The 17,288-nt window shown below is 58.7% G+C and carries 15 protein-coding genes; 3 read left to right on the top strand and 12 right to left on the bottom strand.

What is annotated here, in order from left to right; genetic code table 11:
* Positions 1-11: 11 nt before the first annotated feature.
* From GH663_RS04185 to GH663_RS04135, 11 genes are all read right to left on the bottom strand, one after another.
* The gene (locus GH663_RS04185; RefSeq protein WP_153130431.1) at positions 12-2,219 is read right to left on the bottom strand and encodes a putative bifunctional diguanylate cyclase/phosphodiesterase; all 2,208 of its coding nucleotides are present in this window, start codon (positions 2,217-2,219) and stop codon (positions 12-14) included.
* A gap of 131 nt (positions 2,220-2,350) precedes the next feature.
* A complete protein-coding gene (gene lpdA, locus GH663_RS04180; RefSeq protein ID WP_153130430.1) occupies positions 2,351-3,775 on the bottom strand; it encodes a dihydrolipoyl dehydrogenase in 1,425 nt (474 codons plus the stop codon).
* Between the two features lie 75 nt (positions 3,776-3,850).
* Positions 3,851-5,077, bottom strand: coding sequence for a 2-oxoglutarate dehydrogenase complex dihydrolipoyllysine-residue succinyltransferase (gene odhB, locus GH663_RS04175; RefSeq protein WP_153130429.1), 1,227 nt, complete (start codon positions 5,075-5,077; stop codon positions 3,851-3,853).
* Between the two features lie 24 nt (positions 5,078-5,101).
* Complete coding sequence (locus GH663_RS04170) at positions 5,102-7,936, bottom strand: 2-oxoglutarate dehydrogenase E1 component (RefSeq protein ID WP_153130428.1); 2,835 nt, start codon at positions 7,934-7,936, stop codon at positions 5,102-5,104.
* Positions 7,937-8,040: 104 nt separating this feature from the next.
* Positions 8,041-9,339: a citrate synthase gene (gltA, locus tag GH663_RS04165; protein ID WP_153130427.1), complete on the bottom strand. Its 1,299-nt coding sequence runs from the start codon at positions 9,337-9,339 to the stop codon at positions 8,041-8,043.
* 83 nt (positions 9,340-9,422) lie between these two features.
* Positions 9,423-9,665 carry an FAD assembly factor SdhE gene (locus GH663_RS04160; RefSeq protein WP_066882611.1) on the bottom strand — a complete coding sequence of 81 codons (243 nt, stop codon included), beginning with the start codon at positions 9,663-9,665 and terminating at the stop codon, positions 9,423-9,425.
* Positions 9,665-10,375: a succinate dehydrogenase iron-sulfur subunit gene (locus GH663_RS04155; RefSeq protein ID WP_066882612.1), complete on the bottom strand. Its 711-nt coding sequence runs from the start codon at positions 10,373-10,375 to the stop codon at positions 9,665-9,667. Before GH663_RS04155 ends, GH663_RS04160 begins: the two co-directional genes overlap by 1 nt.
* Before the next feature lie 12 nt (positions 10,376-10,387).
* Complete coding sequence (gene sdhA / locus GH663_RS04150) at positions 10,388-12,172, bottom strand: succinate dehydrogenase flavoprotein subunit (protein WP_153130426.1); 1,785 nt, start codon at positions 12,170-12,172, stop codon at positions 10,388-10,390.
* Between the two features lie 2 nt (positions 12,173-12,174).
* Complete coding sequence (gene sdhD / locus GH663_RS04145) at positions 12,175-12,522, bottom strand: succinate dehydrogenase, hydrophobic membrane anchor protein (protein ID WP_153130425.1); 348 nt, start codon at positions 12,520-12,522, stop codon at positions 12,175-12,177.
* A complete protein-coding gene (sdhC, locus tag GH663_RS04140) occupies positions 12,519-12,905 on the bottom strand; it encodes a succinate dehydrogenase, cytochrome b556 subunit (RefSeq protein WP_153130424.1) in 387 nt (128 codons plus the stop codon). The genes sdhD and sdhC overlap by 4 nt, the downstream gene beginning before the upstream one ends.
* A 134-nt stretch (positions 12,906-13,039) precedes the next feature.
* Positions 13,040-13,792 carry a GntR family transcriptional regulator gene (locus GH663_RS04135; protein WP_211371055.1) on the bottom strand — a complete coding sequence of 251 codons (753 nt, stop codon included), beginning with the start codon at positions 13,790-13,792 and terminating at the stop codon, positions 13,040-13,042.
* Between the two features lie 199 nt (positions 13,793-13,991).
* Here GH663_RS04135 and GH663_RS04130 point away from each other — a divergent pair, with 199 nt between their 5' ends.
* From GH663_RS04130 to GH663_RS04120, 3 genes are all read left to right on the top strand, one after another.
* A complete protein-coding gene (locus GH663_RS04130) occupies positions 13,992-14,978 on the top strand; it encodes a malate dehydrogenase (RefSeq protein WP_066882616.1) in 987 nt (328 codons plus the stop codon).
* Positions 14,979-15,055: 77 nt separating this feature from the next.
* Entirely contained in the window at positions 15,056-16,039 is a 984-nt protein-coding gene (locus GH663_RS04125) for an HpcH/HpaI aldolase/citrate lyase family protein (RefSeq protein ID WP_153130423.1), read from the top strand.
* Positions 16,032-16,766 carry a tRNA pseudouridine(65) synthase TruC gene (locus tag GH663_RS04120; protein WP_153130422.1) on the top strand — a complete coding sequence of 245 codons (735 nt, stop codon included), beginning with the start codon at positions 16,032-16,034 and terminating at the stop codon, positions 16,764-16,766. Before GH663_RS04125 ends, GH663_RS04120 begins: the two co-directional genes overlap by 8 nt.
* Here GH663_RS04120 and GH663_RS04115 read toward each other — a convergent pair.
* The gene (locus GH663_RS04115) at positions 16,760-17,200 is read right to left on the bottom strand and encodes a CBS domain-containing protein (protein ID WP_153130421.1); all 441 of its coding nucleotides are present in this window, start codon (positions 17,198-17,200) and stop codon (positions 16,760-16,762) included. The genes GH663_RS04120 and GH663_RS04115 overlap by 7 nt on opposite strands.
* Positions 17,201-17,288: the final 88 nt, after the last annotated feature.

Here is a 17,288-nt window from a genome sequence, read left to right as displayed (position 1 = left end):
CTCGGCGGGAACTAACGGCGGCTGGCCAGCCAGCCTGACAACTCATCTTCCTGCATCGCCTTGGCGTAATACCAGCCCTGCGCCTCGTTGCAGCCGAGATCGATCAGCGTCTGCAGTTGTGCCGCATCCTCGACCCCTTCGGCCAGCACCCGCATGCCGAGGCGTTTGCCAAGCTGGATCACCATTTCGGCAATACGAGCCCCCGACTGGTCCGAATCGAGCGCGGAAACGAAAGCCCGATCAATTTTCAGGCAATCGGCCGGCAGGCGATCCAGATAGCTAAGCGAGGAAAAGCCAGTACCAAAATCGTCGATTGCGACCGAAACTCCCTGTTTCTTCAAGCCCTGCAGACGCTCATGCACCTGCGCCCAGCCGTACATCGCCACCGACTCGGTAATTTCCAGTTCAAGCATGGCCGGATCAACCTGCATATCGGCCAGAGCGGCCTCGACCAGGCTGATGAAGCCTGGCTGGCGAAACTGGATGGCCGATACGTTCACCGCCATCCGCAAGTTAAAGCCGGCCGCGGCCAACTTGCGCTGGGCGCCCAGTGCGGTACGCAGCACCCAGGCGCCCAGACCGACGATCAGCCCGGACTGTTCGGCAACCGGAATGAACTGGTCGGGCGAGATGAATTGTCCCGCCTCATTCCGCCAGCGCAACAAGGCCTCGACACCGACTACACGGCCGCTAAGCAGATCGATCTGAGGCTGATAGGCGATGAACAGCCGCCGACTGTCGAAAGCGCTCCGCAGGTCCTGCAACAATCTGACCCGCTCGCGGGTCTGCACGGCAACCTCGGCCGTGTAATAGGCATCGTTGCCGGTACCGTCCACCTTGGCCCGCTTCAGCGCAATGGCGGCATTGCGCAACAGATCGGCGCCGCTGACTGGAGCCTCGCCCTCCCGCACGAAACCGAGCGAAAACGATACGGACTGGAAGCCGGCTTCACTTTGAAAGGGATCGAACAGGATCTCCCGCAAGACAGCCGGATTGACGATGTCTTCGCGGCCATAGACCCCGAATACGTCACCGCCGACGCGCGCCACATGAACGTCGGATGGCAGGCTGCTACGAAGACGCTGGGCAATGGACTGCAACAACAAGTCGCCGAAACGGTACCCGAAGACATCGATGGTTTCCGAAAACTGGTCAATGTCGATCAAAGCGAGCAGTTTGCTCCGGGCTCCAGGCAGATGCACTTGACGATCGATCGCTTCGATCTGGGCGGCCCGATTCGGCAGTTCGGTCAAATGGTCGACATAGGCCGTATTGCGCAAACGCTCGACCAGGCCAACGTTGTCGCCGCAGATGGCGATGTTGGCGCAGAATACTTCGAGGAGATGGCGATCGATTTCATGGATTGCTGCGGTCGACTCGATATAGGCGGCAAAACTGCGGCCGAGACTCCCTTGAAAAAAGAGTGCCAGACTGCGTTCGCCCAACTGGTTGCGGCGCTCCAGCAGGCAACGCGTCAACATCTGGCTGACATGCGACTCGCCCAGATCAGCAAGCGAGTGACTGACCAGGCCCTGGTAGCGGCCAGCCGCCGCCAGTACGACGCAGTGATCCTGGCCCGGGCCTGAACAGGCGCACATCATGCCTTCCGGCGGCACACCGAGCAGCGCGGCAATCTGCGTGATTACCCCGGCGGCAAAGGCCTGCAAACCTTGCTCGGCAATGAAACGATTGGCACCATCGATAATCAGCTCCAGGCCGCGCCGACTGGCATCGAGCCGTTGAATCTGGTCATAGGAGCGAATCGCCGCCGTCACCGTCGTATAAAGCTTGTTGCGGGTCAGCTCGGACTTGGTCTTGTAGTCATTGATGTCGTAGCTGCTGATCGCATCGAGCTCCGGGGCATACCCCGGTTGCCCGGTCCGCAGAATGATACGGACATTGGCCAGTGCAAGCTCATGGCGAATTCGCCCAACGGCCCGCAAGCCGGCATCCTCCGACTCCATCACGACATCCAGCAGTACCACGGCGATATCGCGCTCCCTACGCAGACTGTCAATCGCGGCATCGCTGCTGTACGCATGTAGGAATTTGAGGCGACGGCCGAGAACCAGCACATCCTTCAGGGCAAACTCGGTTGCTTGATGCACATCCTCGTCGTCATCGACAACCAGGATCGACCAAAAATCTTCCTGATCATTACCCAGACCAATCGGCTCGTCCTCGACGAAGGCAATGCAATCATCATCGATATTCGGCATCCCCTGCTCCCCTCTCTTAGTTTTTTCGACCATCCTCCTTGCTGGAGTATGAATATAAAGCGGCCAAAAAAAAAGAGCCCATTTCGGGCTCTTTTTGACACCAGGGCAGATCAACTGCCGGCGATGTGAATTTAGAAATGCAAGGGGCGCTTGTCGCAGGCCAGAGCCGCTTCGTGCACCGCTTCCGACAGCGTCGGGTGAGCGTGGCAGATGCGGGCGAGGTCTTCGGAAGCACCGCCGAACTCCATCGCCACAACGGCTTCGGAAATCAGTTCGGAAGCATTGGCACCGATGATGTGCACACCGAGAATGCGGTCGGTCTGCGCGCAGGCCAGCATCTTGACGAAGCCGGACGGATCGCCCATGCCGAGCGCCCGGCCGTTAGCCAGGAACGGAATCTTGCCGGCCTTGTAGGCAACGCCTTCGGCCTTGAGTTGCTGTTCGGTCTTGCCGACCCAGGCGATTTCCGGGCTGGTGTAGATGACGAACGGGATGGTATCGAAGTTGCAATGACCGGCCTGGCCAGCCATCAGCTCGGCGACCATGACCGCTTCTTCCATCGCCTTGTGCGCCAGCATCGGGCCACGCACGACATCACCGACAGCCCAGACGCCCGGCAGGTTGGTCTGGCAATGGCCATCAACCTCGACCATGCCGCGCTCGGTCAGCTTGAGGCCAACTGCTTCAGCGTTCAGGCCGTCGGTATTCGGCACGCGACCAATCGAAACGATCAGACGATCGGCTTCGAGCTTCTCGGCCTTGCCATCCTTGGTTTCGTAAGCGATCGAAACCCCCTTCTTGCTGGTCTTGATCTCACCGATCTTGACGCCGCAATGAATGTCCAGCCCCTGCTTGGTAAACAGCTTGAGCGCTTCCTTGGCGACGTCCTGATCGGCAACGCCGAGGAATTCCGGCATGGCTTCGAGAACGGTCACTTCGGCACCAACACGACGCCAGACCGAACCCATTTCCAGACCGATCACACCGGCACCGATGATGGCCAGCTTCTTCGGCACGGATTCCTGGTTCAGGGCGCCTTCATTGTCCATGACGATCTTCTGGTCAACCGCCACGCCCGGCAGATGACGGGCCTTGGAACCGGTGGCGATGATGACCTGCTTGGCCAGCACTTCCTCGGCGCCAACCTTGACCTTCCACAGGTCGCCTTCCTTGCCAACGAAGGAACCGTGGCCGTTGAGCAGGGTCACCTTGTTCTTCTTGAACAGACCCTTGATGCCGGAAGTCAATTGGCTAACGACGGTATCCTTGCGGCCCTTCATCACCGGCACGTCGATCGTCGCTTTGCCGACCTTGATGCCCTGGGCTTCGAAGCTGTGGTTGGCTTCCTCGAACAAGTGCGAGGTGTGCAGCAGGGCCTTGGACGGAATGCAGCCGACGTTGAGGCAGGTGCCGCCGAGGCGCGGTTCGCCCTTCGGGTCGGCGTAGGGATTCGATTCGCAGCAGGCGGCGGAAAAGCCGAGCTGGGCAGCGCGGATCGCTGCAACATAGCCGCCGGGGCCGCCACCGATAACGAGCACGTCAAATTGCTTGGACATGTGTAAACCTTTCAGATTTCAGATGTGCAAAAGCGCCAGCGCCCTGCACGGGACACTGGCGCCAGGCAACGTCGATTAGACGCCGAGCAGCAGGCGGGAAGGATCTTCCAGCGCTTCCTTCATGGTCACCAGACCGAGGACGGCTTCGCGGCCGTCGATGATGCGGTGGTCGTAGGACATCGCCAGATAGTTCATCGGACGCACGACGACCTGACCGTTTTCAACCATGGCACGATCCTTCGTGGCATGAATGCCGAGGATCGCGGACTGCGGCGGGTTGATGATCGGGGTGGACATCATCGAACCGAAGATGCCGCCGTTGGAGATGGAGAAGGTGCCACCGGTCAGTTCTTCGATGGTCAGCTTGCCGTCCTTGGCCTTGGCGCCGAATTCGGCAATCTTCTTTTCGATTTCGGCAATGCTCAGCTGATCCGCATTACGGATGATCGGCACGACCAGACCACGCGGCGAACCAACGGCGATACCGATGTCGATGTAGCCGTGATAGACGATGTCGTTGCCATCAACCGAAGCGTTGAGAACCGGGAACTTCTGCAGGGCGGCACAGGCAGCCTTGACGAAGAAGCCCATGAAGCCGAGACGGACGCCGTGCGCCTTTTCGAACTTCTCACCGTACTGCTTGCGCAGTGCCATCATCGGGCCCATGTTCACTTCGTTGAACGTGGTCAGAATGGCGTTGGTTTGCTGCGACTGCAGCAGACGCTCGGCGATACGGGCACGCAGACGGGTCATCGGCACGCGCTGTTCGGTACGGTCGCCCAGAGCGACAGCAACCGGCGGCGTCGGCAGCGCAGCCTTGGCGGCAGCCGGGGCAGCGATCGGGCCAGCCTTTGGTGCAGCAGCGACTGCATCTTCCTTGGTGACACGACCACCGCGGCCCGAACCAGCGACGTCAGCAGCAGCGATGCCCTTTTCGTCAAGAATCTTGCGGGCGGACGGGCTAGCCGTACCAGCCGGTGCGGCAGCGGCCGGTGCCGGAGCGGCAGCCGGAGCAGCAGCCTTCGGCGCTTCAGCCGCCGGCGCAACGGCGCCGGCGGTAGCAGCGGTGTCGATGCGGGCGATCAGTTCGCCGGAGACAACGGTTTCACCGTCGCCCTTGACGATCTCGACCAGGACGCCGGCACCCGGCGACGGGACTTCGAGAACCACCTTGTCGGTTTCGATATCGATCAGAATTTCGTCGCGGGCAACAGCCTCGCCGATCTTCTTTTTCCAGGATGCCAGCGTGCCTTCGGCAACGGACTCGGAAAGCTGGGGAACTTGGACTTCAATAATGCTCATAATGACTCCACTCTGCTTTAGTTATTAGTACTCGATCTTGCCCAGGGCGGACTCGATAAGTGCCTTTTGTTGCTCGTTGTGCTTGGCCAGGTAACCAACTGCCGGCGAAGAGGAGGCCGGGCGGGAAACCAGCAGCAACTTCTGCTTGGCGCCCAGTCCGCTGTCCAGGTGATGACGCGAGGCGAACCAGTACCAGGCACCCTGATTGCGCGGCTCTTCCTGACACCAGACGACTTCGGTGGCTTTCGGGTACTTGGCCAGTTCCTTCTCGAGCGAATCTTTCGGGAACGGGTAAAGCTGTTCGATACGAACGATGGCGATATCAGTGATCTTCTTCTCGCGACGGGCGGCCAGCAGATCGTAGTAGACCTTGCCGGAACAGAGAATCACCCGCTTGACCTTCTTCGCATCGATCGTGTCGATTTCACCGATCACGCGCTGGAACTCTCCATTCGCCAGATCTTCCAGCGACGAGGCGGCATCCTTGTGGCGAAGCAGCGACTTCGGCGTCATCACCACCAGCGGCTTGCGCTGCATGCGAACGGCTTGACGGCGCAGCATGTGGAAGACCTGGGCGGCGTTGGACGGCACGCAGACTTCCATGTTCATTTCGGCACAGGCCTGCATGTAGCGTTCGAGGCGAGCCGACGAGTGTTCCGGCCCCTGGCCTTCGTAACCGTGCGGCAGCAGCATGACCAGACCACAAGCACGACCCCACTTGGCTTCACCGGAGGCGATGAACTGGTCGATAACGACCTGCGCACCGTTGGCGAAGTCGCCAAACTGACCTTCCCAGACGACCAACTCGTATGGGTTGGCAGTGGCGTAGCCGTAGTCAAAAGCAAGCACGGCTTCTTCCGAAAGAACGGAGTCATAGCACTGGAAGCCGGCCTGCTTTTCCTGAAGGTTCTTCAGGGTGTAGTAGGTGCCTTCGTCCCAGCTATTGCGGTTCTGGTCGTGGAAGGCGGCATGGCGGTGGAAGAAGGTACCGCGACCGACGTCTTCACCGGAGATGCGAACGCCATAGCCAGAGACGAGCAAGGAGGCATAGGCCAGATTCTCGGCCATACCCCAGTCGACGGGCAGCTTGCCCTCGCCCATGGCGGCCCGGTCTTCGACGATTTTCTTGACGCGGGAGTGCAGCGTGAAGCTGTCCGGCAGCGCGGTCAGGCGTTCGGCCAGGCGCTTCAATTCCTTCATCGGCACCGAGGTATCGCAGGTTTCGATGTAGTTCTTGGTCAGGAACGGCGTCCAGTCGATCATGTTCGGATGCTTGTAGCCAGCCAGCACCGGGTTGTAGAGCAGTTCGCCCTTGTCGAGGTGTTCGCGATACTGGGCAATCATCTGATCCGGACCGTCGGCGGCGAGGACGCCTTCGGCAATCAGCTTGTCGCCGTAGAGCTTGCGGGTACCCGGATGCTTGCTGATGATTTTGTACATCAGCGGCTGGGTGACCATCGGCTCGTCCTGCTCGTTGTGACCGAGCTTGCGGAAGCAGATGATGTCGATGACGACATCCTTCTTGAATTGCTGACGGAACTCCACGGCAATCTGGGTGACCAGTGCGACAGCTTCCGGATCGTCGCCATTGACGTGGAAGATCGGCGCATCGGCCATCTTGAAGATGTCGGTGCAGTAGTGACCGGAACGGTAATCACGCGGATCGCTGGTCGTAAAACCGATCTGGTTGTTGACAACGATATGCAGCGTGCCGCCCGTGCCGTAGCCGCGGGTCTGCGCAAAGTTGAGCATTTCCTGGTTGACACCCTGACCGGCCACCGCTGAGTCGCCATGGATCAGAACCGGCAGGATTTTGCCCTTGCTGCCTTCGCCACGACGGACCTGGCGAGCGTACACCGAGCCTTCGACGACCGGGTTGACGATTTCAAGGTGCGACGGGTTGAAGGCTAGCGTCAAATGACACGGCCCTTGGGCGGTCGACACATCGGACGAGAAGCCCATGTGGTACTTGACGTCGCCAGCCGACAGATCGACCTTTTTCTTGCCTTCGAATTCGGCGAAGAGCATGGACGGTGCCTTGCCCAGCGTGTTGACGAGAACATTCAGACGGCCACGGTGAGCCATGCCGATGACGATTTCGTCGATACCGACCGTGCCGCCGGTGCGGATGGTTTCATCCATGGCGACGATCAGCGACTCGCCGCCTTCGAGCGAGAAGCGCTTCTGGCCGACGTATTTGGTGTGCAGGTAGCGTTCGAGCGTTTCGGCTGCGGTCAACCGCTCCAGAATGCGTTTTTTCTGGTCGGCCGAGTAGTTCGGACGCGAACGGATGTTTTCGAGGCGCTCTTGCAACCAGCGCTTCTCGGTGTACTCCGTCATGTACATGTATTCAACACCGATCGTGCCGCAGTAAGTCTGCTTCAGGGTTTCCAGAATATCACCGAACTTGGCATTGTCCGGCAGGCCCTTCAGGGAACCGACATTGAAGGTCTGGTTGAGATCGGCATCGGAAAAGCCATAGAAGGACGGCTCCAGCTCTTCAATTTTCGGGCGAGCCAGACGCTTCAGCGGATCCAGATCAGCCCAGCGGGTTCCCATCGAGCGGTAGGCCGTAACCAGCTGACCGACGGCCGATTGCTTCTTGTTATCGCCACCGGTCGGCGCCGCCGGTTTGAAACCACCATCCTTGCCGAGCTCGGCAAAGGCCGCAATGACGGGAGCATGCGCAACGTCACGTGCAACAAAGCCCGGCATCTGGGCCAGGCGGTCAAAGTAATCGCGCCACTCGGCCGGAACCGAGGTCGGATCATCGAGATAGTTTTCGTACAGCTCTTCTACAAACGGCGCATTGCCGCCGAAAAACATCGTGCTGTCGAACAGGTTATTCATCGTAGTCATAGGCGTCCCCTTGAGGGTATTGTCTTTCTCTGTAGCTGCGGGCTGCAAAGCGATCAGGCTTTGCGGGTAAAAAAAGGGCGGCCATACGGCCGCCTTTTTCTATTCTAGCCGCGTTGGGCAAGCGGTACAACGTCGCGCTTGGCGGCGCCAATGTACAACTGACGCGGACGACCGATCTTGTATTCCGGATCGGTAATCATTTCTTCCCACTGCGTCATCCAGCCAACCGTGCGAGCCAGCGCAAAGATACAGGTGAACATTTCGGTCGGAATGCCAATGGCCTTCTGAACGATGCCGGAGTAGAAGTCCACGTTCGGGTAGAGCTTCTTCTCGACGAAGTACGGATCTTCCAGAGCGATACGCTCAAGTTCCATAGCCAGCTTGAACAGGCGGTCATTTTGCAGGCCAAGCTCGGTCAGCACTTCGTTGCAAACCTTGCGCATCAGCGTGGCACGCGGGTCGAAGTTCTTGTAGACGCGGTGACCGAAGCCCATCAGCTTGAAGGAATCGTTCTTGTCCTTAGCACGGGCAATGAATTCTGGAACGCGCGAAACGTCGCCGATTTCTTCCAGCATCTGCAGGCAGGCCTCGTTGGCACCACCGTGCGCCGGACCCCACAGACAGGCGATACCGGCAGCGATACAGGCAAACGGATTGGCACCCGAAGAGCCGGCCAGACGCACGGTCGAGGTCGAGGCATTCTGCTCGTGATCGGCATGCAGCGTGAAGATGGTATCGAGCGCACGAACAAGAACCGGATTCGGCACATACTTCTCGCACGGATTGCCGAACATCATGCGCATGAAGTTGGCGGTGTAATCCAGTTCGTTATCCGGATACATGAACGGCGCACCGGTGTTGTACTTGTAGGCCATAGCAACGATGGTCGGCAGCTTGGCAACCAGGCGGTTGAAGCTGACGTTGCGGTGCTCGGCATCGGAAAAGTCCATGGCGTCGTGGTAGAAGGCGGACAGAGCGCCGACGACACCGGTCATCACGGCCATCGGATGCGCATCGCGACGGAAGCCGGAGAAGAACTTGGCGAGTTGCTCGTGAACCATGGTGTGGTTCTTGATGGTCTTTTCGAAATCGTTCTTTTGCTTGGCGTTCGGCAGTTCACCGTTCTTCAGCAGGTAGGTGACTTCGAGGAAGTTGCAGTTTTCAGCCAACTGCTCGATGGGGTAACCACGGTACAGCAGTTCGCCTTTATCGCCGTCGATAAAGGTTACTTTGGACTTGCAACTGGCGGTGGAGAGAAAACCGGAGTCGTAGGTGAACAAACCGGTCTTGGCACCCAGCGTGCGAATATCGACGCAGTCGTTGCCGTGCGTCGGGGACATGATCGGGAAATCGACGGGAGCCTGTCCGTCAATTGTCAAAGTTGCCTTGCGTTCGGTCGTCATGGATTATTCCCTTTTCAGGTGTTGGTTGTCACTGCAATGCCAAAAAAGCGGTAAACATTCGAAATTTAAAATGCAAACCTTACTCAACTCTTACGAAGCAACGCCACAACGGGCGCCAAGCGAGGATCATCAATCTCTGCCTTGCCGTTGATCAAGTCCCAGAGATCGTAATCCTCCATATCGGCAAGTTCCACGAACGCCTGCTGTTCCTCATCGTTGAGCTTGTCGAAACCGTTATCAAGAAAACGCGTCAGCGTGATATCGAGTTCGAGCAAGGCACGACGGATACAGCGCCAACGCAGGCGTTCGTAGTCCTTTCGTTCCATCAGACGGCGCGACGAACCATCATGTCCTTGATCTTGCCGATGGCCTTGGTCGGGTTCAGACCCTTCGGACATACGTCAACGCAATTCATGATGGTATGGCAACGGAACAGACGATACGGATCTTCGAGATTGTCGAGACGCTCGTTGGTCGCCTGGTCGCGCGTATCGGCGATGAAGCGGTAAGCAGCCAGCAGGCCAGCCGGGCCGACGAACTTGTCCGGGTTCCACCAGAACGACGGACAGGAGGTCGAGCAGCAGGCGCACAGAATGCACTCGTACAGGCCGTTCAGCTCTTCACGATCTTCTGGCGACTGCAGACGCTCGCGTTCCGGAGCCGGATCGTTGTTGATCAGGTAGGGCTTGATCGAGTGGTACTGCTTGAAGAACTGGGTCATATCGACGATCAGGTCGCGAATGACAGGCAGACCGGGCAGCGGACGCAGCACGATAGGCTGCTTCAGGCTGTCGATATCGGTCAGGCAGGCCAGACCGTTCTTGCCGTTGATGTTCATGGCATCAGAACCACAAACACCTTCGCGGCAGGAACGACGGTAGGAAATCGCGTCGTCCTTGGCCTTCAGCTTGGTCAACGCATCCAGCAACTTGCGGTCAGTCGGCTCCAGTTCAACCGAGATGTCCTGCATGTAGGGCGCGTCGTCCTTGTCCGGATCGTAGCGATAGATACTGAATTGAACCATGCGTTTGCTCATTCTGGACTCCAATTAGTACGAGCGCGTCTTGAGGGCTACGGCCTCGACGGTCAAGGGTTGCATGTTGACCGGCTTGTAGCTGATCGAGTTATCAACCGGCGAGAACAGCGTGTGCTTCAGCCATTCCTTGTCGTTGCGACCATTCGGAAACTCGGCGCTATCCGGGGCATCGTCACGAACGTGAGCACCACGGGACTCCTTGCGGGCTTCGGCAGAAATCATCGTCGCCTTGGCAACCTCGATCAGGTTTTCCATTTCGAGAGCTTCGGTACGGGCCGTGTTCCAAGCCTGCGACTTGTCCTTGATTTCGAGTTGGCGAGCAGCCTTTTCGACTTCGAGGATCTTCTCGACGCCCTGCTTCAGCATGTCGCCGAAGCGGAACACACCGGCATGGTCCTGCATGGTGCGCTGCATGGCCAGGCGGGTTTCATGCACGTTGGCACCACCCTTGCGGTTGTCCAGTGCGGAGATGCGAGCCAGGGTCTTGTCGGCGACATCTTTCGGCAGTTCGCGGTGAGCGCGGCCGGCCTTGAGATCTTCAACCGCTGAATCGCCGGCCGACTTACCGAAGACCAGAAGGTCGAGCAGCGAGTTGGTGCCGAGGCGGTTGGCACCGTGCACCGAGGCACAGGCACATTCGCCACCGGCATAGAAGCCGGGCACGACGGCATTCATGTCGCCGCCCTGCGGCATCACGACACGACCAGAGTAATGGGTCGGGATACCGCCCATCTGATAGTGGCAGGTCGGCACAACGGGGAGCGGCTCTTTCAGGCAATCGACACCGGCGAACTGCAGGCCGATTTCGTGGATGCCGGGCAGGCGCTTCATGATGGTGGCGGGATCGAGGTGGGTGATGTCAAGCAGGACGTAGTCCTTATTCACGCCACAGCCGCGGCCTTCCTTGATTTCGGTGGCCATGGCGCGGGAAACCACGTCGCGCGACGCCAGGTCCTTGGCGTTCGGCGCATAGCGCTCCATGAAACGTTCCTTGCTGCTGTTACGCAGGATACCGCCTTCGCCGCGCACGCCTTCGGTAATCAGCACCCCCGCACCGGCCACGCCGGTCGGGTGGAACTGCCAGAATTCCATGTCTTCGAGCGGGATGCCGGCACGCGCCGCCATGCCCAGGCCGTCACCGGTATTGATGAAGGCATTGGTCGACGAGTAGAAGATGCGGCCGGCACCACCGGTGGCGAAAATGGTGGCGCGAGCGTGGAAGATCACGACCTGGCCGGTTTCCATTTCCATGGCGGTAACGCCGAGGACGTGACCTTCTTCGTCACGAATCAGGTCAAGCGCCATCCATTCCACGAAGAACTGGGTATTGGCCTTGACGTTGCGCTGGTACATGGCGTGCAGCATGGCGTGACCGGTACGGTCAGCTGCGGCACAGGAACGACGCACCGGCTTTTCACCGAAGTTCGACATATGACCACCGAACGGGCGCTGGTAGATCTTGCCGTCATCGGTACGGTCGAACGGCATACCGTAGTGCTCGAGTTCGACAACCACTTCGTTGGCCTTCTTGCACATGAACTCGATCGCGTCCTGGTCACCGAGCCAGTCGGAACCCTTGACGGTATCGTACATGTGCCACGTCCAGTGATCTTCCTCGGAATTACCGAGAGACGCAGCAACCCCACCCTGCGCCGCAACCGTGTGCGAGCGGGTCGGAAAAACCTTGGAAAGCACGGCGGTCTTCAGGCCGGCTTCGGACAATTGAATTGCGGAACGCAGACCGGCACCACCGGCACCGACGATAACCGCATCAAACTTCAGAACAGGAATACTCACGCTTACAGCCTCCAGAGAATCGCAGCAGCCCACGCGGTGTAACCCACCAACGCAGCAATGGTCAGCACATGCAAGGTCAGGCGCAGGCCCGTCGGCTTGATGTAGTCCATCCAGATGTCACGCACGCCGATCCAGGCGTGGTAAAACAGGCTAACGAAGAAAAGGAAGGTCATGAACTTGATGAAGCCGTTGGCAAAAACCCCCTGCCAAGCCTCAAACGACGACGGACGAACGACCAGCAGAACCGCAGCAATCAGGACCGAATAGACAGCCATGATTACAGCCGTTGCACGCTGAGCAATCCAGTCCTTGAGCCCGTAATGGGCGCCAACAACGATACGATTGATCACAGCAGAGCCCCCCAGAGGATCAGGGTCAGCGGAATGCTGACCGCAAAGACAACCCCCGCCGATTTGCGAGCAGCCTCTTTTTCGATACCAACATGCACATCCAGCAGCAGGAAGCGAATACCGGCACAGAAATGGTGAACAAAGGCCCAGAGCAGACCCGCCAGAACAACTTTCACAGGCAGCATCGCCGCTACCGCCTTGAAGGCAGCGAAGCTTTCCGCCGAAGCCAGGCTAGCCCCAAAGAGCCAGAGCATAAGCGGGAAACAAAGGAACAAACCCACACCGCTGACGCGATGAAGAATTGAAACCTTGCCCGGCAAAGGCAACCTGATAGTGGTCAAGTCCAAGTTTTTTGGACGTTTCTTGATGGTCATTTCTGCCATGAACGTCATCCCTCGCGTAAAGTTGCGGTTATCCGCTTGTACGTGGTTTGAAAAGAGCCGTAATTATACATTCAAAACCAGCCAGAACACGCCAAAACACGTGCTTCCAAGCCAATATTGAAGAACTTTTTCTCTCACCCCAGATCATTCCGATAATAATGGTGACGCGTGCAATAAAGACCACGCCGCCATTCAACCGGCTTATTGCCGTAGGTGTACGCCGTCCGCTCAACCAGCAGCAAAGGCACCCCCTCGGCCACACCAAGCAAGCCCGCACTGTAGGCATCTGCGGCAACCGCACGCAAATGCTCTTCGGCATTGATCATGCGCACCCCGAAATCACTCTCGAACAAGCTGTAGAGCGAACGCTCGCCCTCCCGTAACTTCTCAAGCGACAAGCCAAAAAACAGATCGGCCACCAGATAAATCTGATCAAAAACAACGGGCTCGCCATTGAAACGCAACAGGCGCTCGACCCGAAGCACCTGATCACCAACCGACAAGCCAAGCACCTTTGCCACTTCGGGCGTTGCCGACTGCAACTCGCAGGAAAATGGATCGCTGACCGTATGCGTCACCGTCCCGTCATCGGAAACCAGGCGGAGAAAACGATAAAAGGAGCGTGGATCGTCATGAGTGGCAACAAAGGTTCCCTTGCCCTGGCGACGGACCAGCAGGTTTTCCGCAGCCATCTCGTCGATCGCCTTGCGTACGGTCCCCTGACTGACACTAAAACGGGCCGCCAACTCCCCTTCGCTGGGAATCGCATCACCCGGCCCCCATTCACCGGCCTCCAGGCTGCGGATCAAAAAATCCTTGATCTGCCGATAGAGCGGACTAAAGGTGGGCGATGGCATGCGGGCAGGACGGGAGGCGTCACGAGTCATGGTGCAAATTTCAGCACATTTAGACACGGGCGTCCACGAAAAGTTGTCTTATATAAGACAGATGATGAATTGACAGCCCAGCCCCGAACTTCTAACATCGTCATCCTCTCGAGCCTGCTGACTGCAAGGTAAGAACAAAGGCTGGTCTCCGAGCAGACTCAAACAATCTCAATCACGCTGTTTCATACAGGAGCGACATATGTCCAAAGCCCCCATGCGCGTTGCCGTAACCGGTGCCGCCGGCCAAATCGGTTATAGCCTGCTGTTCCGCATCGCCTCCGGCGAAATGCTCGGCAAAGACCAGCCGGTCATCCTTCAGTTGCTCGACCTGCCGCAAGCTCAGCAAGCCGTGAAGGGTGTGATGATGGAGCTCGACGACTGCGCTTTCCCGCTGCTCGCCGGCATGGTTGCCACCGATGATCCGAACGTCGCGTTCAAGGATGCCGACGTCTGCCTGCTGGTGGGTGCCCGTCCGCGCACCAAGGGTATGGAACGTGCCGACCTGCTGACCGCCAATGGCGCCATCTTCACCGTTCAGGGCAAGGCCATTGCCGAGAACGCCAAGGAAGACGTCAAGGTTCTGGTCGTTGGCAACCCCTGCAACACCAATGCCTACATTGCTGCTGCCGCCGCCAAGAAGGTCGGCCGCACCAACCCGAACAACTACCACGGCATGCTGCGCCTCGACCACAACCGCGCCCTGTCGCAACTGGCCGAGAAGACTGGCCGCAGCGTTTCTTCCTTCAAGAAGCTGGTTGTCTGGGGTAACCACTCGCCGACGATGTATGCCGATTACCGCAACTGCGAGTCGAATGGCGACAACGTCAAGGCCCTGATCAACGATCACGCCTGGAACAACGACGTCTTCCTGCCGACCGTCGGCAAGCGTGGCGCCGCCATCATCGAAGCGCGCGGCCTGTCTTCCGCTGCTTCCGCCGCCAACGCCGCCATCGACCACGTTCGCGACTGGGTCCTCGGCTCCAGCGACTGGGTCACGATGGGCGTCCCGTCCGATGGTTCTTACGGCATCCCGGCCGGCATCGTTTATGGCTTCCCGTGCGAATGCAAGGGCGGTTCGTTCAAGATCATCCAGGGTCTGGAAATCGACGAATACAGCCGTGAAAAGATGAACTTCACGCTCAAGGAACTGACCGACGAAGCTGAAGCCGTCAAGGACATGCTGTAATCCAGCATTTCTCTTAGCTGCACTGAAAGGCCGCGGTAAAATGCCGCGGCTTTTTTCTTTTGTGACGATCGAAAACCATGCGCCATCCCACTGCGGTTCTTTTTGCCGGCGAAAAGCCTTTTCCCGTTCTTCCTGCGGTCGACCACTACGCCGGCTCGGAAAAGCTGATCCGCAAGGCGCTCCAGTTGCAGAAGGAACTCGGCCCCATTTTCGACATCACCTGCGACTGCGAAGACGGGGCGCACGCTGGCGCGGAACGTGAACATGCCGAAATGGCGGCCCGCCTGATCATGAGCGAAGACAACCTGTTCAATCGGGTTGGCGCCCGCGTCCATGACGTGACCCACGCCCATTGGCGGCAGGATATGGAAATTCTGGTCGGCATCGCCGGCAATCGCCTGCCCTTCATCACGCTGCCCAAACCATGCAGTGCCGGGGATGTCAGAGTCCAGATCGAAGCACTGCGAGAAATCGAACTCAAATTGAACGTTGACCGCCGGATTCCGGTGCACGTGCTGATCGAAACCCACGGCGCGCTACGCGAAGTTTGGGAAATCGCCGCCCTGCCCGGCGTCGAGAGCCTGGATTTCGGTCTGATGGACTTCGTTTCCGGTCACCATGGCGCGATTCCAGGCAGCGCGATGAAAAGCCCCGGCCAGTTCGAACACCCCCTGGTCGCCCGCGCCAAATGCGAGATCAGCGCCGCTGCCCTGGCCAACGGCGTTATTCCATCGCATAACGTGACGACCGAACTCAAGGATCTCGAATACATCGGCAACGATGCCCGCCGCGCCCGCCGCGAATTCGGCTATCTGCGCATGTGGAGCATCCATCCCAACCAGATCCTTCCCATCATTGAAGCCATGCGCCCAGATTTCTCGGAGGTCCAGGCTGCCAGCGAGATCCTGATCGCCGCCCAGGACACGGACTGGGGTCCGATCCAGCATGAAGGAAAGCTGCACGACCGCGCCTCCTATCGCTACTACTGGGAATTGCTGGAACGCGCCCAGGTGACCGGGATGGCATTGCCTGGTGAGGCCAAGAGCCGCTTCTTTGACTGAGCAACTGAAGATACTGTTTCGCGACGCGCATATCGTCGTCATCGACAAACCGCCCGGACTACTGGTTCATCGTTCGGAAATCGATCGTCACGAAACACGCTTCGCCATCCAGATCCTGCGCGACCAGATCGGTCAGCGGGTCTGGCCAGCCCATCGCCTCGACCGGGGCACCTCGGGCGTCCTGCTTTTTGGGCTATCCAGCGAAATTGCCAGCCGACTGGGCAAGCAATTCGAAGCCGGGACAGTGGAGAAGCGCTATCTCGCCGTGGTGCGCGGCCATCCGCCGGAGCACGGCAGCATCGACCACCCCTTGCGCCGCCAGCGCGACGACTATGAGTTCGCCGGCGATCGTCGCAGTGAAGTGCCGCAAAGCGCCCTCACCCACTATCGCAGACTGGCTGAAGTCGAACTGCCGATTGCTGTCGACCGCTATCCGAGCAGTCGTTATGCATTGGTTGAGCTGAACCCGGTCACCGGCCGCAAGCATCAGCTACGCCGCCATCTGAAACACATCGCCCATCCGATCATCGGCGATGCCACCCACGGCAAGGGGCGGCACAATCGCTTTTTTGCCGAGCACCTTGATTGCCACCGCCTGCTGCTGGCGTGCACACAGTTGGATTTCCTGCACCCGGAAAGCGGTGCCCCGGTGCAAATAAAAGCGCCAGTGTCCGGCGAATTCGCCGCCACACTGGCGCGCTTGGGCTGGCAGACGCCCGCTCAGTAACCGATCGAACCCTCGAGTTCTTCGAGTCGCCGCATGTCACGCTCCAGATCGACCATATCCTGACCAAGGGCATCGCGTGCCGACACCATGCCGACCGGCTCTCCGTCATCGCCAACCACCGGTACATGCCGAAACCCGCCTTCGGCCATCATATGCAGCGCATAAGCCAGCGGCTTGTCGGCGCGAATGGTTTGCGGCTCGCGGACCATGACCTGAAGCAGTTTTGTACTGTCGGGATCGAGATTGGCGGCAAGAATTTTGTTGAGTGCATCCCGCTCGGTGAAAATACCGGCAATCCGCTGATTTTCAACGACAAGCAGAGCGCCGATTTTCTTTTCGGCCATCAGGCGGCAGGCTGAGCGGACAGTCATTTCCGGACTGGCCGTAATCAGGGTGCGACCGACCAGAATTTCGCTAATCACGCGTCTTGGCATATTTGTCTCCTTTATTGATTTGGTGGTATTCGAATAGTGGCCAAACCTGCACCAATATGCAAGCCGCCCGATTACTGCGACCGGATGA

Origin of the sequence: Dechloromonas hortensis, from assembly GCF_009469765.1 — a bacterium.
In the GTDB taxonomy this organism is placed as follows: Bacteria; Pseudomonadota; Gammaproteobacteria; order Burkholderiales; family Rhodocyclaceae; genus Azonexus; species Azonexus hortensis.
Note: the sequence above shows the minus strand (reverse complement) of the source record. Positions and strands in the feature narration are given on the sequence as shown.